This window comes from Galbibacter mesophilus, from assembly GCF_023721415.1.
Lineage (GTDB): Bacteria > Bacteroidota > Bacteroidia > Flavobacteriales > Flavobacteriaceae > Galbibacter > Galbibacter mesophilus.
On the sequence record NZ_JAMQVC010000002.1, the window covers coordinates 872,146 to 895,629 of the forward strand.

General features: G+C 37.4%; 18 protein-coding genes. 10 read left to right on the forward strand and 8 right to left on the reverse strand.

Annotation, left to right across the window (positions count from 1 at the left end):
* The first annotated feature begins 173 nt into the window (after positions 1-173).
* Together NDQ75_RS10590 and NDQ75_RS10595 are read left to right on the forward strand one after the other, a co-directional pair.
* The gene (locus NDQ75_RS10590) at positions 174-2,453 is read left to right on the forward strand and encodes a TonB-dependent receptor plug domain-containing protein (RefSeq protein ID WP_242513619.1); all 2,280 of its coding nucleotides are present in this window, start codon (positions 174-176) and stop codon (positions 2,451-2,453) included.
* Positions 2,454-2,469: 16 nt separating this feature from the next.
* Positions 2,470-2,826, forward strand: a complete 357-nt coding sequence (locus NDQ75_RS10595; protein WP_202027448.1) for a heavy-metal-associated domain-containing protein — start codon at positions 2,470-2,472, stop codon at positions 2,824-2,826.
* Positions 2,827-2,856: 30 nt separating this feature from the next.
* Here NDQ75_RS10595 and NDQ75_RS10600 read toward each other — a convergent pair whose 3' ends face one another.
* The 3 genes from NDQ75_RS10600 to NDQ75_RS10610 all read right to left on the reverse strand — a co-directional run bounded on the left by NDQ75_RS10600 (position 2,857) and on the right by NDQ75_RS10610 (position 6,661).
* Positions 2,857-3,201, reverse strand: coding sequence for a hypothetical protein (locus NDQ75_RS10600; protein WP_202027449.1), 345 nt, complete (start codon positions 3,199-3,201; stop codon positions 2,857-2,859).
* Positions 3,202-4,485 carry a tyrosinase family protein gene (locus NDQ75_RS10605; protein ID WP_242513620.1) on the reverse strand — a complete coding sequence of 428 codons (1,284 nt, stop codon included), beginning with the start codon at positions 4,483-4,485 and terminating at the stop codon, positions 3,202-3,204. It abuts the gene before it with no gap.
* Between the two features lie 91 nt (positions 4,486-4,576).
* On the reverse strand, positions 4,577-6,661 hold the full coding sequence (locus tag NDQ75_RS10610; RefSeq protein ID WP_202027450.1) for a fibronectin type III domain-containing protein: 2,085 nt from the start codon (positions 6,659-6,661) through the stop codon (positions 4,577-4,579).
* A gap of 357 nt (positions 6,662-7,018) precedes the next feature.
* Between NDQ75_RS10610 and NDQ75_RS10615 the strand changes: the two genes are divergently transcribed.
* From NDQ75_RS10615 to NDQ75_RS10645, 7 genes are all read left to right on the forward strand, one after another.
* The gene (locus NDQ75_RS10615) at positions 7,019-7,624 is read left to right on the forward strand and encodes a sugar transferase (protein WP_202027451.1); all 606 of its coding nucleotides are present in this window, start codon (positions 7,019-7,021) and stop codon (positions 7,622-7,624) included.
* Between the two features lie 12 nt (positions 7,625-7,636).
* Entirely contained in the window at positions 7,637-8,725 is a 1,089-nt protein-coding gene (locus tag NDQ75_RS10620) for an ATP-grasp domain-containing protein (protein ID WP_202027452.1), read from the forward strand.
* Between the two features lie 63 nt (positions 8,726-8,788).
* Positions 8,789-9,937 (forward strand): BamA/TamA family outer membrane protein, encoded by a 1,149-nt coding sequence (locus NDQ75_RS10625; RefSeq protein WP_202027453.1) that lies wholly within the window; start codon positions 8,789-8,791, stop codon positions 9,935-9,937.
* Positions 9,938-10,097: 160 nt separating this feature from the next.
* On the forward strand, positions 10,098-10,871 hold the full coding sequence (locus NDQ75_RS10630; protein WP_202027454.1) for a hypothetical protein: 774 nt from the start codon (positions 10,098-10,100) through the stop codon (positions 10,869-10,871).
* Positions 10,872-10,902: 31 nt separating this feature from the next.
* A complete protein-coding gene (locus NDQ75_RS10635) occupies positions 10,903-11,955 on the forward strand; it encodes an HAD family hydrolase (protein ID WP_202027455.1) in 1,053 nt (350 codons plus the stop codon).
* A gap of 3 nt (positions 11,956-11,958) precedes the next feature.
* Positions 11,959-12,333 (forward strand): VOC family protein, encoded by a 375-nt coding sequence (locus tag NDQ75_RS10640; RefSeq protein WP_202027456.1) that lies wholly within the window; start codon positions 11,959-11,961, stop codon positions 12,331-12,333.
* A gap of 737 nt (positions 12,334-13,070) precedes the next feature.
* Positions 13,071-13,811 carry a tyrosine-protein phosphatase gene (locus NDQ75_RS10645; protein WP_202027457.1) on the forward strand — a complete coding sequence of 247 codons (741 nt, stop codon included), beginning with the start codon at positions 13,071-13,073 and terminating at the stop codon, positions 13,809-13,811.
* Positions 13,812-13,830: 19 nt separating this feature from the next.
* Here NDQ75_RS10645 and NDQ75_RS10650 read toward each other — a convergent pair whose 3' ends face one another.
* From NDQ75_RS10650 to NDQ75_RS10665, 4 genes are read right to left on the reverse strand one after another with little or no spacing between them, the layout of a single operon-like run.
* On the reverse strand, positions 13,831-16,182 hold the full coding sequence (locus NDQ75_RS10650) for a GumC family protein (protein ID WP_202027458.1): 2,352 nt from the start codon (positions 16,180-16,182) through the stop codon (positions 13,831-13,833).
* Positions 16,182-16,946 (reverse strand): polysaccharide biosynthesis/export family protein, encoded by a 765-nt coding sequence (locus NDQ75_RS10655; RefSeq protein ID WP_202027459.1) that lies wholly within the window; start codon positions 16,944-16,946, stop codon positions 16,182-16,184. The genes NDQ75_RS10650 and NDQ75_RS10655 overlap by 1 nt, the downstream gene beginning before the upstream one ends.
* A 10-nt stretch (positions 16,947-16,956) precedes the next feature.
* A complete protein-coding gene (locus NDQ75_RS10660) occupies positions 16,957-18,918 on the reverse strand; it encodes a polysaccharide biosynthesis protein (protein ID WP_202027460.1) in 1,962 nt (653 codons plus the stop codon).
* Positions 18,915-20,048 (reverse strand): DegT/DnrJ/EryC1/StrS family aminotransferase, encoded by a 1,134-nt coding sequence (locus NDQ75_RS10665; RefSeq protein ID WP_202027461.1) that lies wholly within the window; start codon positions 20,046-20,048, stop codon positions 18,915-18,917. The genes NDQ75_RS10660 and NDQ75_RS10665 overlap by 4 nt, the downstream gene beginning before the upstream one ends.
* 529 nt (positions 20,049-20,577) lie before the next feature.
* On the opposite strand from NDQ75_RS10665, the gene NDQ75_RS10670 reads away from it, so the two are divergent.
* A complete protein-coding gene (locus NDQ75_RS10670; protein WP_202027462.1) occupies positions 20,578-21,978 on the forward strand; it encodes a nucleotide sugar dehydrogenase in 1,401 nt (466 codons plus the stop codon).
* 230 nt (positions 21,979-22,208) lie between these two features.
* Here the strand turns inward: NDQ75_RS10670 and NDQ75_RS10675 are convergent, their stop codons facing one another.
* Positions 22,209-23,480: a tetratricopeptide repeat protein gene (locus tag NDQ75_RS10675; protein ID WP_202027463.1), complete on the reverse strand. Its 1,272-nt coding sequence runs from the start codon at positions 23,478-23,480 to the stop codon at positions 22,209-22,211.
* Positions 23,481-23,484 lie beyond the last annotated feature (4 nt).

Here is a 23,484-nt window from a genome sequence, read left to right on the forward strand (position 1 = left end):
GAGGATTGAATGAATTATTTTGATAAACGCAAATCATCCCTAGAAAAATCGATTTCATCTAAAATTAAATCAATTACGCACTGGATTTTCTAATTTTCTGTCAATGGTTAAAAATCTCTTTGAAATACGAAAAACAACCATAGCAAATAGTTGACGATCCTAGTTACTAAATAATGATACTGAAAATTCCTAACAATAGTTTTTTCTGGCTTGCCTTGATGGGAATCTGTTTGGGCTTTTTCCCGAATAACGTTTTTGGCCAATTAAAAATTAAAGGAAATATAGCCGCTTACAACGATCAAAAAGCACCGTTTCCGTTAAGTGGTGCTAAAATATATTGGTTGCAAGGGAATAATGAAACCATAAGTGATAGCGAAGGTGATTTTAGCATCCCGTTTAGTAAGGCATCAAAAAGAATTATCATCAGCTATCCGAATTTTAGAAACGATACTTTATTGGTTAACCGACCTGATTTGGGCAGGATTATTCTCTTTCCTGAAATTGCCTTGGAAGCGGTAATTGTGGAAGAAAATGTTAATCCGCTACAGCGGTCACTGTTTGATGTTCAAAATGTGGTTACCGTAGATAGTCGGGAAATGCTGAAAGCGGCGTGTTGTAACCTTTCCGAAAGCTTTGAAACCAATCCGTCCGTAGATGTAAATATTTCTGATGCCGCTACTGGAGCAAAACAAATACAAATGCTTGGGCTTAACAGTCCGTACCTGCTTTTTACTCAAGAAAATATGCCTTCCATAAGGGGTGCTTCTCAAGTTTACGGACTCTCATTTATTCCGGGGTCTTGGATTGAAAGCATTCAGATTACCAAAGGAACGGGTAGTGTTTTAAATGGTTTTGAAAGTATTACTGGTCAAATAAATTCTGAATTAGTGAAACCTTTTATCGACAAGGAATGGTTTTTAAATTTCTACGGAAACAGTTATGCCCGCTTTGAATTGAACGCAAGGCATAACGCCGATATTTCAGAAAAATGGGCAACCGGAATTTACTTACATGCAAACAAAAGAACCGCAAAAGTCGATGAAAACGAAGATAATTTTTTAGACACTCCCCTCGCCCAACAAATAAATTTCATGAACCGATGGCAATACAGCGATGCTGAAAAAGGGTGGGTTGGCTTTTTCAACGTTCAATATTTATTTGATGAAAAACAAACAGGGGAAATAAATTTTAATCCTGATAAGGATAAATTTACTGAAAATACTTGGGGAAGTGAGGTTCAAACAAACCGTATCGATGTTTCTTCAAAAGTTGGCTACGTGTTTCCAGATCTTCCTTTTCAAAGTTTCGGACTTCAACTCGCGTTTTCCAATCACGATCAAAATTCCTACTACGGATTTAGAACTTACGACATTCAGCAACAATCCTTTTATTCCAATGCTATTTTCAACAGCATCATTGGGAGCACACAACACAAATACAAAACGGGCATTAGCTTTACTTACGATGGTTTTCAGGAAAGTATAAACACCCAAAATTATAACCGAAAAGACAATTCCATTGGTGCATTTTTCGAGTACACCTATAACAACTTGGAAAAACTAAGCTTTGTAGCGGGTATTAGAATTGACAACCATAACCGATTGCATACTTTTTTAACGCCTCGTTTGCATCTTAGATATGCACTTTGGGACAAAGCCAACATTCGAGCGTCGATAGGAAGGGGAAAACGAAGCGCTAATATTTTTGCTGAAAACCAACAGCTGTTTTCAAGTAACCGACAAATAATAATTGAAAATAGTGAAGGGTCAACGTATGGATTATCCCCAGAAACAGCATGGAATTATGGAATAAGTTTTACTCAGAAACTTTATCTATGGAACAGAACCCTTGTCTTTTCTACTGATTTTTACCGAACAGATTTTGTAGATCAAGTGGTGGTAGATTGGGAGAATCCACAAGCGGTTTCCTTTTACAATCTCGATGGAAGTAGCTTTGCCAATAGTTTTCAAATCGACATAAATTATGAACTTATCCAGAATGTAAACCTTCGAGCTACCTACAAAAATTATCAAGTAAAAACCAATTACCAAAGTGGAAATCTGCAAAAACCTTTTCAACCGGAACATCGCTTTTTTGTAAATGCAAACTACGAAACCGTGAAGCAACCAAGTGGGAGGCAATGGCGTTTTGATGCTACTCTAAATTGGTTGGGAAAGCAGCGCTTACCCAATACACAAAGTAACCCAGAAATTTATCGAGTAGAAGAATCTTCCCCATCTTACAGTATTTTAAATGCACAAATCACTTATTCCTTTACCAATAAGTTTGAAATCTACGCAGGAGGAGAAAACATTAATAATTATACACAACCCAACCCTATTTTGGCCAGTGATGACCCATTCGGGGAATATTTTGATAGTACGCTTAGTTACGCTCCTGTTCTTGGAGGTGTTTATTACGTGGGATTCCGATTTAAAATTCAACGACAATAATTAAAACCATATAAAAATGAAAATAAAATACACAATTTTAGCCTTGTTAATGAGCCTTTTGATGAGTGCTCAAGAAAAAAACAAAAAAGAAACCTTCCTTGTATCTGGAAATTGCGGTATGTGCGAATCGCGCATTGAAAAAGCAGCTATAAAAGTTAAAGGTGTTAAATATGCTTCATGGGATATCCAATCCAATGAATTAACCATAATTTTTAACGAAAGGAAATGCCAGCTTAAAGAAATAAAAAAGGCTATTGCTGAAGTTGGTCACGATACGGAAGAAATAAAAGCATCTGATGAAAATTACGAAAAACTACCCGCCTGCTGTTTATACCGCGATCCAAAAAGCAAAGAAATGATGCATCCAGAGTAGCCTTTAATCAAATACAAATTTCCATTGCAATCACTCATCGACCTGCATGCGGATTAGAATATTTCTATTGATGGTATCAATACTGTCGATAATATAAGTAACACGATTATTCCGTTGTGATAAGGGAACATAGATACCGTAATTTTTACCTTCCACGTACACCATTAAAATCGCTTCTTCAGTAAAATCATTGTATATAGTTTGGTAATAATCCGATTGTTCATTAGGCTTTAACTCCCCCTGTAAATTGGTGCCAAATACGCGAATATGCGTTAACGTATGCTTGGTTTTGTTTGCTACCCTAAAGTTGAGTTCCTCTTGATATAAAAAGCTTAGCATTAAAAGCAGTAATGCAACACCAATTGTTTTCATCATTTACATTTTAACCACTTTTTTTGCCACTAAGGTTTCTCCATTGGCATCTACCACTTTCACCACATAAGTTCCAGCGGCCAAGCCGTACAAATCATTTATTTCAATAATGTCTGTAAATTCAAAAAATTCTTGTTTAATAAGTGCGCCTGTAAGGTTATAAATTTCTACCACACAATCTTTTTTCTTATTTAAAGTGATGGTAATTTTATTATCGAACGGATTTGGAAAAGTTTGCATGACCACTGCCGGATCTTTAGCATCCATTTCCCCTTCGCTCCAAAGCCAAACCTGCTCCAATTCTACATCGTCGAATGGTTTCTTTTCCCTCGGATATTGTTGCTGATTATTTCTAGCCAATAAAGAAGTGGTTTCCGCATCAATGGAAGCTCGAAAATTAGAACCGCTTTCTGCCAAAAAACCTGGTGTTAAAATCACTTCGGAAATAGATTGTAAATGACTCGTAGTGTTTTCAGCAGCAATAAAATTATCTCCCGCCTGAATGGTAAATCGGTAATAAAACAATTCTTCTGGTAAATGCGTGTTACTAACAATATAATTATCTAAAGTAGCTAGTCCATTTTCAGCATAAAATACGCCCAAAGCCCTACTATCTACAATGCTATTGGGATTTACGAGTGGTAAGGTTTCTCCATCAAAAACATAAGTACCATCGTACCGAAGCATATCGGTTCTTAAATAAAACGAAGCATCATGGGTTTCTTCCCAATCGTGCCAGAGTTTATCGACAAAAGTATGGTGCAAATAGAAAACAGGATCTCTTGGGGAAGCCGATGTAACCATAGCTCCACTCACCCATCTGTGGGCGCCGCTATGCGGTAATTGTCTTTCAAAAAAGTTAGAGAATTCAAAAAAATCAGACATTTGCAGCATGTTGGTAATGCTCTGTGGAGATGGCAACAAACCGTCGTGGCCAAAATTTCTATTGAGGCTCCAATTATCCTCAAAGCTTCCCATAAAATCTTCCTCCCAAAGTGGCGAAGTTTCCAACCTATCAGCTGAAGAATCCCAATACGGAATTGAAAGTTTCGGATTAATAGCCTGCATCGCTTGCTCGGTTTCAAACATTAACATTCTGTGCCATACCAAGAAAATCTCTTTGTCCTGCTCATTCGGAAGATTAAAATGAATATCCATTTGATTGGCATCAATGTTATCCATATTAAAATAATCCATATGGAAATTGGCCATGTCCGTTATCATGTCCGCTCCGCTCCTTAATTGATAAAAAGCGTTTACCAGTTCTGTTTTCTCGTAATCTGTCATCTCCAGATAGTTTTTTCTAATACTTTGACCAAAACAAAACTGGGTACAACAAATCAAACACAACGCAGCGATTTTTATATGAAAGGAAAAGTTATTCATCACCTAAACCCATTTTAGATTCCAATTCCTCCACACGCTTTAATAACGCATTAATCAACTGGTTCTCTTCTTCTAATTTTCTAATCTTTTTCTCTTGCTGAAGGGTATAAAGCGTAAGTTCTTCTATTTTGCGTAACAATTTGGCATCCATGTCACCCAGGGCGATACCATATTTTTCAATTTCTGAAGCACTCGGCACATTCATTAAATGTTTATGCTGAAGAATATGCTGTTCAACCTCTTCCAGCTTAGGAAGATGATACGCTTCTTCGAAAACGTAATCCGGCCAATTTCCTTGTAGCGCAACACGCACCTCCTCGGCAACAACATTTCCGGCAACTGCCAAGCGATAACCCAAAGTTGCTGTTGTTCCAATCCCTACATTGCCATTTGCGAAAAGATTGTTCGTTTCCCAATCCACTGATGGTAAATTTGCATTTTCACTGGTATAATCCACTATCCCTCCGGTATTCCCTCCTGTGGTCGTAACCGATGCCGTGTTGCTCACCGTGGAAGTATTCCCAGCCGCATCATGCGCAAAAACCGTAAAGTCGTAAGTTGTTTCAGCGGTCAATCCATTCACCGAAAAATTTGTTGCTCCTCCGGTTAAGCCGATGCTAGCACCGTCCTGAAAAACTTCGTAATCCGTCACGCCAATATTATCTGTGGAAGCCGTCCAAGCTAACGAAGTTCCCGTAACCGTAGTTCCCGAAGCGGTAAGGTTGGTTATCGCTGTTGGCGCTTCCGTATCGGTATTGGAAAGTGTTGTTACCGCAGCGGTATTGCTCACCGCCGAAGTATTCCCGGCCGCATCGAGTGCCAAAATCGTAAAGTTGTAAGTTGTTTCAGCAGTTAGTCCGTTGACTCCAAAATTGGTTCCTCCGCCCGTTAAACCGATACTAACACCGTCCTGAAAAACTTCATAATCCGTCACACCTACATTATCCGTGGAAGCTGTCCAAGCCAAAGAAGTTCCCGAAGCAGTAGTTCCAGATGCAGAAAGGTCGGTTATCGCTGTGGGTGCTTCCGTATCGGTATTGGAAAGTGTCGTTACCGTTGCGGTGTTGCTCACCGCGGAGGTATTCCCAGCCGCATCATGTGCTAAAACCGTAAAGTCGTAAGTTGTTTCAGCGGTCAATCCGTTGACTGTAAAATTGGTAACACCGCCTGTTAAACCAATACTCGCACCATCCTGAAAAACTTCGTAATCCGTTACACCAATATTATCCGTGGAAGCCGTCCAGGTCAAAGAAGTTCCAGTAGCCGTAGTTCCAGAAGCGGAAAGGTCGGTAATCGCTGTTGGAGATTCCGTGTCGGTGTTCGAAAGTGTTGTTACCGTCGCCGTATTGCTCACTGCGGAAGTATTCCCAGCCGCATCATGTGCCAAAACCGTAAAGTTGTAAGTTGTTTCAGCAGTCAATCCGTTGACTGTAAAATTGGTAGCCCCGCCTGTTAAACCGATGCTAACACCATCCTGAAAAACTTCGTAATCCGTCACGCCAATATTATCTGTGGAAGCCGTCCAAGCCAACGAAGTTCCTGTAGTCGTAGTTCCCGAAGCGGCAAGGTCGGTTATCGCTGTGGGGGCTTCCGTATCTTGAGGAGCACTTGAAAATATACTTACATTATCAATCAATACCATATCACCAGAAATATTATTTCTAGAACTCGGACTCGTATAAACACGAATCGTGGCCGTATTGCTGTTGGCAGTGACGGTAAAATTGTATTCCGTCCAGTTGTTCGAACCAATACCCGTTGTATTAAAGCCGCTTAAACCAGACCAATTAGCAAAAGCAGGTGAAAAAGATTGTGCTCCCCGTTTTGCCCAAATTGAGATGTTGTATTCTTCGCCATTTACAACGCTAAATGTATATTCCGCTACTCTACCGCTAGACACTCCCGTAGAAGTTATCTGCAAAGAATACGTTCCATTCTGCACATCCGTATCTATCGATTCGAGACTTGCACCTGGATTCCATCCGTTAGTTGAGTTGGATTCATTTGTAATCGATACAGCATTGGCATGCGTATGCAAGTTTTGTGCATTAATGCTACCGTAAAATAGTGCTGACACTAAAAAAAAGTAAAAAGGTTTCATGTTTTTGGTTGTTAGGTTTTACCATAACCGTAAGAAGACAGGAATCTTTTGGGGAAAGTATCTAAGTATAAAATTAGCCATTGTTGAAAGGGAATATCAGATAATTCCACCAAAAGCACCAATTTTCTTCAAAATACATAACACTCGACAAAACAGCTACTTACACCGTTAAAATGCGAATGTTCGTCGCATTGGTACTTCCATTAACTTTAGCGATGTTTATTGCTTTTTATGGAACATTTTTTTTGCTACCCACCGATTAGCCTAACTTTAGTTTTGATTAATAGCCAAGAATTTTAGTATTGAAAATCGTATTCAAAAAACTTCAAGAAAATGTATTTACATTTTTTCAAAAGATTATTGGATGTTTTTATAGCATCCCTTGGCTTGCTTATTCTTCTACCGTTATTTATAGGGATTTGGCTGGCTCTGCTATTTATTAATGAAGGAAATCCTTTTTTCTTTCAGCATCGTCCAGGAAAAAATGAAAGCATATTCAGACTTATAAAATTTAAGTCGATGACGGATAAAAAGGATAGCAACGGAAATCTTTTGCCAGACAAGGACCGAATTACTCCTTTCGGTCAATTTATCAGAAAATACTCTTTGGATGAAATTCCGCAGTTGCTAAACGTTTTAAAAGGAGATATGAGTTTGGTTGGCCCAAGGCCTTTGTTAATTAGATATCTACCATTATACAACGATTTTCAGAAGAAAAGACACGCTGTAAAACCGGGTATTACTGGCTGGGCACAAGTAAATGGAAGAAACGGTATTTCTTGGGATCAAAAATTTCATTACGATGTATTTTATGTGGAAAATCTAAGTTTTTTCTTAGATATAAAAATCCTCTTTCTGACATTTTTCAAAGTATTAAAAACAGAAGGCATTAATCAAAAAACCGGGGTTCCCATGGTTCCATTTACCGGTCAAAACTAAATTAAACGAACAATGGCTATTACAATTTTAATAAATGGCGTTGGCGGCCCAACACCTAGAAGTATTGCTCGATCGCTGCATAAGTATGGCACCCAACCCTATAATCTTATTGGTACGGATATAAACCCAACCGCGTACGGATTGTATCAAAAAGAGCTCTACCAAAAAACATATTTAGTGCCTCCTGCCGGCCATGATGAATATTGGGAAACCATCGAAAGTATCGTTAAAGAAAATGACGTAGAAATGGCCATTGTACAACCTGAGCATGAAGTTATTGAATGGGCCAAGTATAAAGAAAATGGTAATGAATGGCCGTGCAAAGCTTTTATTCCTGAATATGGTTTGGTTAAAAACTTAATCAGTAAATCTTTAATGTCTTCTATTTTAAAGGACATTCATTTAGTTCCTCCTTCCGTAATTATTAATCCGAAGAAGATTGATTTCGACACCCTGGAAAACACATTACAATATCCTTTTTGGATTCGGTCGGCATCGGGTTCGAGCGGATTGGGTTCTTTAAAAGTAACGAGCAGGGATAGTTTGAAAACTTGGATAATGATAAATCCTAAGGTTGAAGAATTTATTGCAAGTTCATTCTTACCCGGTCGAAATCTGGCTTGTAAACTACTTTATAAAGATGGGAAGTTGCTTCGCGCCGCTTGTGCGGAACGGGTAAATTATATAATGAGTAAAGTTGCTCCTTCTGGAATTACTGGCAATACCTCTTTTGGTAGGCTTTTAAACGAACCAAAACTAATAGAAAAATCCGATGAAGCTTTGCGATACCTCACCCAGAAAACCAATACCAAGCTAAATGGCTTTTTTACCGCAGATTTTAAAGAAGATAAAAACGGAACCCCCTTTATTACCGAAATCAACGTAAGAATGGTGGCTTTTAATTTATCCTTTGCGGCTGGTGGAGCCAACTTCAGTCAGGATATCGTGGACTTGCTTTCAGAAAAAAGTAATTTCGATTTTCAGTATAAAATGTACGAATCTGAAAAAGACCTTATTTTTTTAAGGGATGTGGATGCAGACCCCATTTTGATGAAAGAGAAAGATTTAAAAACGATGAATAAACTGGTTCAAATTGACTAAAAGTTGATTATTTTCTTTTAATTTAGTGGTGCTTTTACTCCTCCAAACCCATAAATTTTGTTTATGCGGTATCATTGCACCAATTTTTTTGTTAGCCTTATTTTTCTGGTAATTTCTGTTGCAGAAGGCCACTGTCAAAAAAAACGAAAATTATCTTTTAGGGATTCACTGGATGGTAAATTTGACGTCAGTGAGTTTCTTACACACCCTGTTGGATTTATTCCTTTAATACAACCTATAACAGAACCTGCTCTTGGCGATATTGGTGTTATGGTCTCCCCTATTTTTATAAAACCTAATAAATATCAGTCGGAATCTAAATACGTTCCGCCAAATATTACTTCCATATATGCCACTTATACGGCCAACAAATCGTTTTTCTTTGGTGGTTTTCATAGTGCGCATCAAATTGAATTAGGATTTAAATATTCTCTAGCCATGGGTTACGGCTCTGTAAATCTTAATTTCTACCGAAACCTGCCCATAATTGGCGATAGTGAGTTTGAATTTAATTTTAAATCGTATCCCGGTTTTGGGTCGATTTTAAAACAAATTGGCAATTCTGAATTCTATATCGGTTTAGAGTATCTCTTTTTTAAAAGCGATGTTTCTCCCAAGTTTGATGGCCCTATTCCACCTTTCGTAGAAACCAAAGACTTAGCTTCCACGATTAGCGCTCCGGGATTGGTGATAGAATACGACAACCGGGATAATATTTTCACTCCAGACAAAGGGCTTTACGTAAATACGAGTTATCACATAAATAGAGATTGGACCGGTAGTGATTTCAATTTTAACGATTTAATGATTACTGTTTTAAAGTATTTTCCTATTCGAGACAACTGGATATCTGGTTTCCGATTTCAGTCTGAATTTCAAAATGAAGGTGCTCCGTTTTTTGCCAAACCAGGTATATTTTTAAGAGGTGTCCCACGTGCGCGCTATCAGGGAAATTCTACGTATATGCTAGAAACTGAACAAAGATATGATTTTACCATGCGGTGGAGTGCGGTTGCTTTTGGCGGACTCGCAAAGGCGGTAAATGAGAATCAAAATTTTGGGAATGCTCAACTAGTTTATAATTACGGGACCGGTTTTAGATATTTAATTGCAAGAAAATTCAAACTTCGCGTGGGTATGGATTTTGCTTGGTCTAATGATGATTTTGGGTACTACATAACATTTGGAACTGCTTGGAATCAAAGAAATTAAAAGGTTAAAACATTGTATTTAACTTCAAACAAAAATATATTTAAGTCCTTTTTTTTACTATCTTCATTAACTGTTATGCTCCCCCTCCCTATTTTATTACCTAAAAAGTAAAGGCATTTTGAATGCCTATAATTTTATGAACCACCTTAAAATGAATGTTATGAATAGTATATCAAAATTTAAACAAAGAAAAATAGCTGTTTTTTTAACGCTCGGCGTCTTTATCTTCGGAATTACAAGCTGTAAACAAACTAAAAAAGAGGAAACTACGGAGGAAATCGAAATTGAAAGTGCCGATGTTGTAGAAACTGATTCCATGCCAGAAACCAATGCTTTACTGATTGATGAACATCAAATAAACAATATCCCATTGACTACATTGGCATCTTCTTCAGTTATAAACGACGAAGCTTCTATTACTGAGGAAATTAAGGAGAATGAAAGCTATAGCGAATCCATGACGGAAGCACCGCCAGAATCGGACTATGAAGTGCATTCCACAGAACATTTGGATGAACATTTGGAAAATAATGGCTACGATATCTCTTCCGAAGAAATAACGATAACAGAAGCTATTATTCCAATTGATGAAACACAAACGCTTACTAGTTACACCAAGAAAGGAAAAGTTAAAGACTCTCTTCAAGTAATTAGCGACGGCGAGGGTAATATTGAACAAATTATTTTTACGCACAAGCACCATAAAGATATTTACGATGTGCAAGCGGGAATGTCTGCCAAGGAAGTGAAAAAGTTGAGAAAGGAATTAAAACATATGATAAAGCACGGAAAAGTATTTCTATATGATGATACTTCAAACATCATGTATTTGATGGATGCTAAGGATGCTGATGGAAACGAAATTACAGAAGGAGAAATAGATAGTATGTCCGTTCAAGCCATTATTTGGAAGGACAAAAAGAAAAGTAAATAATAGCATTTCTACTTACTTAAAACATAAAAACATGATTTCTGTTATCAAAAAAGCAACCTTTATCGTTTTGGCGTTTGTAGTATTTACTAACTGTGAATCCAAAAAAGAAGAAAAAGTTGAGGATACTGCTTCAGAAGTTGAAGTAAAAAAAGAAGAAGACCCACTACCCTCATGGAATGATGGTGACGTTAAGAAAAATATTATGGGCTACGTTCAAGATATTACCGACTCGAACAGTCCTAATTTTGTGGAGGAACAACATAGAATTGCTACGTTTGATAACGACGGTACACTTTGGAGTGAAAAACCCATGTACTTTCAAGTCTATTTTATGTTCGACCGAATAGATGAAATGGCAAAAGAACATCCGGAGTGGAAAAACAAGCAACCTTATAAAGCTGTCCTTGAAAGAGATATGGAAGCCCTTAAAAAGCAAGGCATGAAAGGGCTCCTAGAGCTATTAATGACAACACATTCGGGAATGACATCTACCGAATTTGAAGATATTGTATCACAATGGATTACTACTGCTAAGCATCCAGAAAAAGATAAACTGTTTACCGAATTGGTGTATCAACCAATGATAGAACTTATTGATTATCTGGAAGCCAACGACTTTACCGTCTATATTGTTTCTGCGGGGGGAATGGATTTTATGCGTCCGTGGACGGAAAAAGCGTATGGTTTACCAAGAAATCGGGTTATTGGCAGCACTATTAAAACTGAATATGATTACAATAATGGCAAACCTGTTTTAAAAAGAAAAGCTGAAGTGGATTTTATTGATGACCACGCAGGGAAACCGGTAAGCATCTTTAAATATATCGGACAAAAACCGATTATTGCCGGCGGAAACTCTGATGGAGATTTGGAAATGTTGCAATGGACGGACTCCAACGATTTTAAAAGCCTAAAAATCTACGTGCACCATACTGATTCTATCAGGGAATGGAGCTACGACCGAAATTCTATGGTTGGTAAATTTGATAAAGGACTGGATGAAGCCACAAAAAAAAATTGGACTATTATAGACATGAAGAAAGACTGGAAGGTTATTTATCCTTACCAACTTGAAGAGAAATAACCAATGGAAAACATAAAATTTACCGGAGGGATTAATATTGCGGTAAAAATACCAAAATCCAAATACGAGAAAACCGTAGCCTTCTATCGTGATGTTTTGCAGTTACAGGTTACCGAAAAACCTATTGAAAACCCAACGGTTTCGCGAACGCATGAAGTTATATTCGGTCCGAATATCCTTTGGTTGGACTGTGTTGATAATTATACCCATTCCGAAACCTGGTTGGAACTCCGAACGCCTGATGTAGAAAAGGCTACACAATATTTAGAATTGAACAATGTTCACACTTGCGATGAGCTAGAACAGATACCAGACGAAAACCATTGGATTATGGATCCCGCTGGTACTGTATTTATCCTTAGCAAAGAGAAAAGATAATGTAAGCTTTCCAACCCATTGCTTTCGGTTATAAATGTCAATGGATAGGTTTAATAACCCTCCCGATACGTTACTAAACCTAAATTTCGGTATTTATTAGACCAAAAGACACGTTCTACAACCTAATTTTTGCTGTTGAAAATACTTCTCAATAGGTTCAATAATCCTCCCGATACGTTAGTGAACCTAAAATTTGACATTAATTAGGCCAAAAAATCGGTTGCCCAACCTATTCTTCGGGTTGTCTGACTTCAACTGAGGTATTTTTGATGCCAAAAAATACGTTGACCGACCTAAATTTTTGTGTTTTTAACGTATACAGAACATTGTTTAACGTGTCTGTCGCGGCAAAAGACCGCAAGCGATAGGTTTTGTATTCCAACCGATACGTTGGTAGACGTGTCCTGCGAGGTCCTGGACGTATCCAGATACGTTGGTGGACGTGTCCTGCGAGGTCCTGAACGTATCCCGATACGTTGGTGGACGTATCCGGCAAGGTCTTGAACGTCTCCCGATACGTTGGTGGACGTGTCCGACGAGGTCCTGGACGTGTTCCGATACGTTGGTAGACGTATCTGGCGAGGTCCTGAACGTGTCCCGACACGTTGGTAGACGTGTCCAGCGAGGTCTTGAACGTCTGCAGATACGTTGGTGGACGTATATTTTTGTGTTTTTAATCGGTTGATTTTAAGTTCTTAATAGAAATTACCTATTTTGGCAGTACCAAAACGACACCTATGCTAACTATTTTCCGAAGAAATAAAAGATTGGTAGACCTTTTCAACAATTTTATAGATATCCATTGCCACATCATGCCGGGCATTGATGACGGTGCTAAAAATGTGGAAGCTTCCTATTATTTAATTAAAAAAGCGCAAAGCTTGGGTATTACAGGCTTCATCGGTACACCGCATGTAATGGCCGACTTGTACCCGAATACACCCCAAACTATTGGTGCCAGTTTTGATGAACTTAAAGAACATTTACTTCAGCAGAAAGTAGAACTCTCTTGGTTGGGTGTAGCTGCGGAATATCAGATAGACAGTGAGTTTGAAGTCTTATTGAACAACAAAAATCTATTGTTTTTACATGAAAACTATATCCTGGTGGAGTTGCCATTTCTTCAGGTTCCTATGAATGTAGAACGCATTGTACAACAGCTTATTGATAACGGATATCAGCCTATATTGGCACATCCGGAGCGGTATCGGTATTTTCATCAGCAAAAACACGTGTTGGATGTACTTAAAAACATGGGGTGTAAACTTCAAGTAAATGCCTTGTCTTTAAGTCAATATTACGGGAAAAGCATTCACAAAATGGCGCTTGATTTAGTTGAAGAAAATTACATTGATTTTATTGCTACCGACATGCACCACCAACAGCATCTAGCAAACATTACCGAGATTATGCTGAATAAAAAAATTGAAAAAAATATTGAAGAACTTGTCCACGACACTAAATCTATTTTTTGTTAGAAACCTTCAGATAGAAATACTAAGCAATAGCCCACCTCTTTTTCTTTACGGCAGTAGCTCCATAACCATACCCCATTTTAGCACCATATCCCAAGTTGGTAGTTTTAACATCATTGATTAGCAAGGAGACATTTTTGAGTTTTCCTTCCCTGTAAACCTCACTTACAAACTTTAAAAGTGATTTCTCGGTATAATCTGCCCGAGTAACATAAATTGTTCGGTCTGCAAACTCCCCAATAAGAATAGTATCTGTTACAGGCATCGAAGGAGCCGTATCTACAATGATAACATCGTAATTCTGTTTAACGGTATCAAACAAAGTCTTCAATCTTTCATCCATCAAAAGTTCCGCAGGATTCGGTGGTATTTTACCCGACTGAATAATATCTAAGCTGTTGAACGAAAGTACAGGCTTAATTATTTCATCTAATTCTGCATCACCGTGTAAATACTCTGAGAGCCCAACAGATGACGTATTCGCAATAAAATCCGTTAAACTAGGCTTTCTAATATCAGCACCAATGAGCAATACGTTTTTATTGGAATGCGCATACACCGTGGCCAAATTGTACGAAATAAATGTCTTCCCTTCCCCAGAAATACTGGATGTAACATACACCACCTTGCCTCGCTGCTTATCCGTTTTTTTGAAAAGATAATCTATGTTGGTTCTTAATATCCGGAAGGATTCTGCCAGAACAGACCGGTCATTTTCTTGAATGGCCAATGCCTTTTTGTTTTCAATTCTAGGCAGTTGCGCCAGTACGGGAATTGTGGGCAATGCTTCGGTAATATCTGTTTTTTTATGGATTTTGGTATCCAACAAATTCCGTAGATAAATAAAACCGAACGGTAGTAAAAGTCCCAATAAAACACTTCCGAAGTATACTTTCTTGGCCGAAGATACTACGTTGTATGAATTATATGCAGGTTCAATTACCTTAGAAACGGGCGGAGTTGCCGCCATGGAGATAGCTGATTCTTCTCTTTTCTGAAGCAAATAGAGGTAAATGGTTTCCTTAATATTTTGCTGACGCTGAATATCCCTATTCTGTCTTTCTTGTCCGGGTACTGCCGAAATTCTATTATTAATTAATTCTTCTTGTGCCCTTAAATTACTACTCTTGATGGAGATAGTATTTTTTACATTATCGAGACTGTGTCCTAAGGTTGCTTTTAAGCCATCCAGTTGATGGTCCAGTTCCACCACTACTGGGTTGTTCTGTCCAGATGTTTTAAGAAGTGCTTTACGCTTTATTACAAGCTCATTGTACTGCGTAATTACCTTACCGATACTTTCGTCCATGAGTCCGAGATTGCTAGGCAAAGCCTCGTAGCTATCCTTTCGGGATAGATAATTGGACATGTAATTAACGGTATTCAATTCGGTTTGTAGCTGAATAAGATTCTGCTCATTCGTTGCGCCGGATTCTAGAAATAATCCAGCTTCCGAAGTAATATCCGTCAGCCTGTTCCCTACCTTAAAACGCTCTTTTGTTCTATCAACATCCGATAAATCAGAGGCCATTAAAGCAATTCTATCATCAATAAAGTTGGCGGTAGCCTCTGCCACCATATTCTTTTCTTTAATAGAGTTTTTGTTGTACGTGCTAATTATCGTATTCACCAAATCAGTAGCTTTTTCCTGTACCAAATCGGTAAGATGAATGGAGATAATATTGGAACCTTTACCTACATTGCTCACCACTAATCTATTTTTATAACGGCTGCCCACTTGCGAAAGCGGCTCTTTAACCACCTCTATGGTTTGCCCTACATACCCCTTTATATTTGTGAGGTTTGGAAGCAAAATGATATTCCCTAACGAAGTGGGTACATTTTCACCGAACATATAGGCTTTAGGGATACTTTCATTTCTGCTGAATTCGAAACTTTCTTCAGAAAGTATTTTGATAGAAAATTTGAGATATGCTTTTTCTATGATGGAGTCATTATTCAAATAATTAACCGTAAATGGCTTATTTCTATATATTTCCGTGTTATTTATTCTTCCTTTTGAATATAATTGGGTTGTTAACCCAAGGGATTCAACCACTTCTAGCATTAATTCCCTGGATTTTAAAATTTGTATTTCACCCTCTATCTTTTTATCACTATATGAATTTTCCGATAATCCTTCTAAAATAGCGGCTTCCGGAGACATATTGGCTTCGTCTGCAATAAGTATGGTTGCATTAGCCGCGTACATGGGCTTAGAGTAACGCACATAAGCATAAGCCAGACTCACCATAATCAACAAGGAGAGTACAAACCAATACCAGTTCTTAAGATAAGGAGCTATAATCTCCTTAAAGTTTATTTTGGGAGCCTGGCCATCTATTCTTTCATTATTATCCATATCCTTCGTCATTATCTAGTAAATAATAAAATGGTGGTAAGCAGCAGTGAAAACACCGATAACCCTATGGTTAACCTACTGTCTAAAGAAGAGGTTTTAATAACCGAGTTATTAGGTTCTACGTACACTACATCGTTTTGCGTTAAATAATACACTGGTGAATGAACAAACTCCTTGGTAGTTAAATTAATTCTTGTGTAAGTTTTTGCACCGTTAAAGTCTCGAACTACCAATATATTGTCCCTTCTTCCTTTTATGTCCAAATCACCCGCCAAACCGAGGGCTTCTAAAATGGTGATGCGTTCACCGGCAATGTTGTAAGTGCCGGGATTACGTACTTGCCCCAAAACGGTTACCCTAAAGTTTTTAATCCTAATATTAACAATGGGGTCTTTTAAATATCCATCTTCAATAAGCTTATTTCTAAATAGTTCTTTTGCTTCACTGGTTGAAAGCCCCAACAATTTTATCCTTCCCAATACGGGAAAATCTATAGTTCCGTCCTTATCAATTACATATTCTAATTCTTCCACATTTTCACCTGTCCCTTTAGATAAGTTGAATGGCGCTGTTGCTGCCATATCGAAACTGGAAATATAGATACTTAAAATATCGTCTACTTTAAACTTAGGCTCGAAAGTATTTGTTTCTACCTCGGTTTCAAATTGCTGCGCATTTTGCAGGTATACAATATCCTTTCTGGAGCCGCAAGAGGTTACCATTAAAATCATTAATATACAGTATGCTAGGTGTTTAGGTTTTATGAGTTTATTCATTATCAATTCATTAAATAGCGTTAGGATGTACGTAGTTTAGGGATTGTAAAATGCCATAGTTGGGCACTCTACTTTGATATGTTTTTTTGTCTAGATTTTCAAATTCTGAATTTTGGGAAATAAACTCGGGTACTATTTCTTTTAGCTTCTTCACAATAATGTTATTATCATGGTATAAATTGAGTACACAAAGCGAGTCAATCTTTGCTTGGAGTCGCTTATAGTCCATTTCCTTCGTTTTGGAAATCATTATTTTTTCATGATAGGTTGGCAAGGTGTTCTCTCCATTGGCAAGCAATTCTTCATACAATTTTTCCCCTGGGCGTAATCCTGTTATTTTAATATCGATATCTTCTGGGTATCGCAATCCAGATAGACGAATCATATTTTTGGCTAGGCACAGTATTTTTACGCTTTTGCCCATGTCGAAAATGAAAATCTCTCCTCCTTTTCCCATAACTCCAGCTTCCAAAACCAATTGGGAAGCCTCTGGAATGGTCATGAAAAATCGGGTGACTTCCGGATGTGTTACTGTTAATGGTCCGCCTTTTTCCAATTGCTTTTTAAATAATGGAATTACGGAACCATTGGATCCTAAAACATTTCCAAAACGGGTAGTGATAAATTTCGTGTGGGTAGACTCTTCCTGTAAGCTACCTATAAATATTTCTGCGGTACGCTTTGTAGCGCCCATCACATTTGTTGGATTAACCGCCTTATCCGTAGAAACCAACACAAACTTATCTGCTTTATACTTCAAGGCCAGTTTAGAAACCATGCGTGTTCCGCCGACATTGATTTTTACCGCCTCGTACGGATTTTTCTCCATCAAAGGAACGTGCTTGTAGGCCGCTGCATGAAAAATGATATTTGGCTGAAACATTTCAAACACACGCTCTACAGCATGTTGATCCCTCACATCGCAAACCACAGGATAAAAATTCTCAATGCTTTCCTGCTTTAACTCTTGCTGTAAATCATACAAGGCCGATTCTGCAATATCCAGTAAAATCAGTTTTTTAAAATTGAAACGAGACAATTGCCGTGAGATTTCGCTTCCAATAGACCCCGCAGCTCCAGTTACCAACAAAACCTTGTCTGTAAATTCATTTTGCAATTCTTTGTTGACGATTTTAATGGGCGTTCTATCCAATAAATCCTCCAACTGAATCGGTTTAATTTGGTTAACATTTAATTCTCCATCTATCCATTTATTAATAGGCGGCACAATTTTAATATTCGGAACGTAATCTATTAATTTATCAACACGGTGTCTTAACTTTTCTGAAGACGTATTCTGAATGGAAATAATGATTTCATTGATTTGATGACGTTTGATAAAATCTTCATCTACCAAAGAACTATCCATAATTGTTGTTCCATTGATGCTATTTCCTATCTTTTTACTATCATCATCCAGAAAAGCAATTATTTTATTTTTTTGTTCTATATTGTTTATCAATGCATTATGCGTCATAATTCCCGATTCCCCAGCACCATAAATAAGAATTCTTTTAGTGGAAAGCATCTTACATTTTATATACTGATAGGTGATTTTAAATACCAACCTAGATTTTGCAAGTACTACAAAATTTAAAAATGCATGCATTATAATTATTGAAATGGGAATGGTTAATCCAGGGACTATAGCCAACTCTTTATTTAGCGCTACCAGACCCGATGTAAGTATTGCGAGTAAGGATACGGCCATAAATATGTTCATTAAATCCTTAACACCTGTGTATCTAATAATCCCTTTATGGGAACCTGTTATAATAAAGCTTACAAATGCTAAAACACCTATGATGGGTAGTTCAAGCAGTAAATTTTCAATATTGAAATTAAACGTAAGGTGGAATCGTATAAAATACACCAGAAAAAAGGTAATTAATACCAGCAAAATATCAATAGCCAGTACCAACCATTTGGAGGCGTATTTAGGAGCTTTCGAGATTAGGTATTTAACAATCATTTTTGTAAGGTGTTTTTTATTAGGTTGGTTATTCTAAAAAGGTCTGCTTCTTCGAGGTTAGAGCCGCTTGGTAAGCAAAGGCCTCTTTCAAAAAGGTCTTGGGAAACGCCATTTACGTAAGCCGATGATTCAGCAAATACGGGTTGCAAATGCATTGGTTTCCAAAGGGGTCTAGATTCAATATTATCTTTAAGCAACTCAGTTCTAACCAGTTCCCGAGTGTAGAAAGAGTCGAATAAAACAGTAGTAAGCCATCTATTGCTAAAAACGCCCTCTTTCTCTTCTAAAAAAGAAATGCGGGGTAAAACTTCTAACTGTTCTTTATAAAACTGATAATTTCTTCTTCGTTGTGCAATTCTTTCTGAAAGCACTTCCATTTGTCCGCATCCAATACCGGCCACAACGTTGCTCATTCTATAGTTGTAACCTGTTTTAGAATGTTGATAATGCGGTGCATCGTCTCTAGCCTGAGTTGCTAAATGAATGGCCTTTTCCTTCATTTTTTTACTTTTGGAAATAAGTGCTCCTCCTCCGGAAGTGGTTATAATTTTATTTCCGTTAAAGGATAAAATGGAGAAATCGCCTAATGTGCCGCATTTTATTCCTAAATAAGAACTTCCCAAAGCCTCTGCGCTATCTTCAATAACAGGAATATCATATTTCTTGCTTATTTTATTTATTCGCAATGCATCATACGGTATACCGTATAAATGCACGGCTATAATTGCCTTTGGTTTTTTACCTTTTTTAATACGTTCTACAATTGCTTCCTCGAGTAAATCGGGACATATATTCCAACTGTGTTTCTCACTATCAACAAAAATGGGATTCGCACCTTGGTATAAAATAGGATTGGCAGAAGCAGAAAAAGTAAAGCTTTGGCACAAAACATCGTCGCCGTTGGAAACCCCCAATAGAATCAAAGCTAGATGAATAGCCGCCGTGCCAGACGAAACTGCGGCAACTTCTACATCTTCATGTAAAAAGGCTGCAATTTTATCTTCAAGAAGGTTTACATTGGGTCCCAAAGGGGCAATCCAATTGGTATCAAAAGCCTGTTTTACATACCATTCTTCTTGTCCGCCCATGTGCGGTGATGAAAGCCATATTTTTGTTTTTTCTGTAATCATTTTACCCTTATTAACTTAATAATAAGTGGCAAGCTATTTTGATAAGATGGTTGGGCCAGTCGCAGTTTTAAGACATTAAAAGCTGAAACCAAGTGAGTTGATTACTACGGAAGAAAATAATTGGAATTAAGCACTTACTGATGAAATGCTGAAAACAGAAACGTTCTTACATACTAAATCAACTTCTTGCTATTAATCAATTTAATATTCAAAAGAACAGACTAAAATTAGTAAAGTATTCACATGCCGATATTGTATTTCGGTGAACTATGTTTAAAAATCGGTTAACTGTTTATTTATTAAATTCGTGTTAAATAGAATGGTTTTTGAATTCAAAATAGAAGACGATTAATACTTTAATTCATTTTAAATCAAAAATTTACACTTGAAAATTTACGAAAACTACTTTAAAACATTAACCTAAAGAAGATATCCATAAGTTTGTAAGAAGCTTTTATATTTGCAAAACTGATTCCTTTTTGTAGGTTTTTCAGTAGTGTCTATTAATCTTATTTTGAAAACCTGAATTTTGAAAAAAATAAATAAAATCTGTTGTATCGGTGCTGGTTATGTTGGAGGGCCCACCATGTCTGTTATCGCTTATAAATGTCCTGATATTCAAGTAACAGTTGTTGATATAAACGCAGAAAGAATAAAAGCTTGGAACAACGACGATTTAGAGAAATTGCCTGTTTACGAACCGGGACTGAAAGAAATTGTAGCAGAAACCAGAAATAAAAATCTCTTTTTTTCCACGGAAGTTGACAAAGCTATCGACGAAGCAGAAATGATTTTTATATCCGTAAACACCCCTACCAAAACTTATGGAAAAGGGAAAGGGCAAGCTGCCGATTTAAAATATATTGAGCTTTGTGCGCGTAATATTGCGAGAGTTGCCAAAACTGATAAAATAGTAGTTGAGAAATCTACGCTTCCAGTACGCACGGCGCAAGCCATTAAAAACATATTGGATAATACTGGGAATGAAGTAAACTTTGAAATCCTTTCCAACCCTGAATTCCTCGCAGAAGGTACTGCAATTAACGATTTACTCTATGCCGATAGAGTTCTTATTGGAGGTGATGAAACACCAAGCGGGGGAAAAGCAAAAGAAGCGCTGAGCGCCATCTACGAAAACTGGTTGCCAAAAAGCCATATTCTAAAAACAAATATATGGTCATCTGAGCTTTCTAAATTGGTTGCAAATGCCTTTTTAGCGCAACGTATATCTTCCATTAATTCAATTTCCGCGCTTTGCGAAAAAACTGATGCCAATGTGCAGGAAGTTTCCAAAGCGATTGGATTGGACAGTAGAATCGGACCGAAATTCTTGAATGCTTCAGTCGGATTTGGAGGTTCTTGTTTTCAAAAAGACATTCTAAATCTCGTTTATATTGCCAAAAGTTATGGTTTACAAGAAGTGGCCGACTATTGGGAGCAGGTAATCTTAATAAACGATTATCAAAAATCCCGATTTGCAAACAATATCGTAAGTACACTTTACAACACAGTTTCCGGTAAAAAAATTGTTTTCTACGGATGGGCATTCAAGAAAGACACCAATGACACAAGAGAGTCTGCCGCTATTTATGTTGCTGATGCTTTGTTGGAGGAACAAGCTGAGATAGTGGTGTACGATCCGAAAGTAAGTGCTGAAAGAATTTATGCTGACTTGGATTACTTAAATACACGAACAGAGGCTGAAAACCGCAAGTTAGTAACAGTGGTCAAAGACCCTGTTGAAGCTACCAAAGATGCCCACGCTATTGCTGTTTTAACCGAATGGGATGAATTTAAGGACTATAATTGGGAGACTATTTTTAAAAACATGCTAAAGCCAGCTTTTGTTTTTGATGGAAGAAGAATTCTCGATAAAGAAAAGTTAAACGAGATAGGTTTTAATTACTACCGAATCGGGGAGAATTCCTAACAAAGATTAAAAATAATAGAAACTGATTGTCCTTAATTATTCATAACATGAAGTCACCTCGAGCGCAGTCGAGAGGTCGTTAACTACAATCTATTGATGAACAAGGTCTCGACTGCGCTCGACCTGACAATAAATATATTTCTAATGAAGAGTTATGGATAATCAAATAATGGAATATAAAAAACGCCTTACAATTTTTGTAAGGCGTTTTTTATATTGTAAATGAAATACTATTGCTCTAAAGTAGCTAATTTTTCTTTCATTTCTTTATACTTAGCTTGCTCACCAGTAGTTCCATAAATGTTCATTAACGTTCTTACCGCATCAACATTTTTAGGATTGATAGTTAGCAATTTTTCCAAATAAGGAGCAGCTGACTTGTAAAGGGCCTCACGCTCTGCCTTCAATTCGTCATAACGCTTGTTATCAGCAGCAGAGTTTCCTAGACCGTTCATTTCTTCAACCATCGCTCTTTCATCAGAAAGGATTAAAGAAGCCATGTTTAAATAAACATTTTCATTCTCAGGATCCAATTCCATTGCTTTCTCGTAGTACTCTTGAGCTTTCTCCTTGTTTCCTTGCTCACCTAGAATAACTCCTAAGTTATAATAAAGCGTTGGATTGTTTGGATCTTTTTGGATAGCTTCCTCCATTAAAGATTGGAATTTAGCTTTATCTCCCATTTTGATGTACATATTTGCTTCTGTAAGCAATAAGTTAATGTCATCTGGGTTTGCAGCTCTTGCTTCTTTAATAGCTTCAGCAGCTTTCTCAGTTTCTCCTTTTTCGTTGTAGATCAATGCAATGTTCTTAACGATTTCAGGCATTCTGGATTCTGTTTTTTCTTCCTTAGGATCTGTATACTGACCACTCTTAACCATCAAGTCACGGTTTTGCTCAGTCCCTAAGTTTTCAACTTCACCAGTTTCTTTGTTGGTTGCTACATATGCAGTGCTTTCACCTGTATATCCAGCATCTTTTAATTGCTCGTAATAACCAAGAGCAGTATCAAAATTACCACCGTTTACGGCACTTGAAGCAGCAAAATAAAGATAATCTTGATTATCTGTCATTTCGTAAGCCATGTGCAGCTTTTTAGCAGCACCTTCAAAATTTTGGTTTTTGTTATCTTCTACAGCAGCATTTACGATGTCTCCAGAAAGGTTGTTAAGAACCTCATTGGCATCATCTGTATATTTCGTTTTGTAGCTCTTTTCAAACTCAATGGTTTTGTTTAAGAACTCAACTGCTTTTTCATAATCGGCATCTGCCCCACTCTTCTTGGCAAGATCTGCATACGTTTTACCGGTTAAAAAATAATATTCTGCTTTGTATTTATCATCTGCAGATTCTATGGTAGATGACAAAGCCTGTAAGGTAGTTTTAGCTTGAGCAGCACTTCCATTATCTAAGGCTTTTTCAGCATCTCTAAGTTCGCTTCTTTGCGCCATTGCAAAAGAAGATACCAATACAGCAGACGCTAATAAAACTTGCTTTTTCATTGTA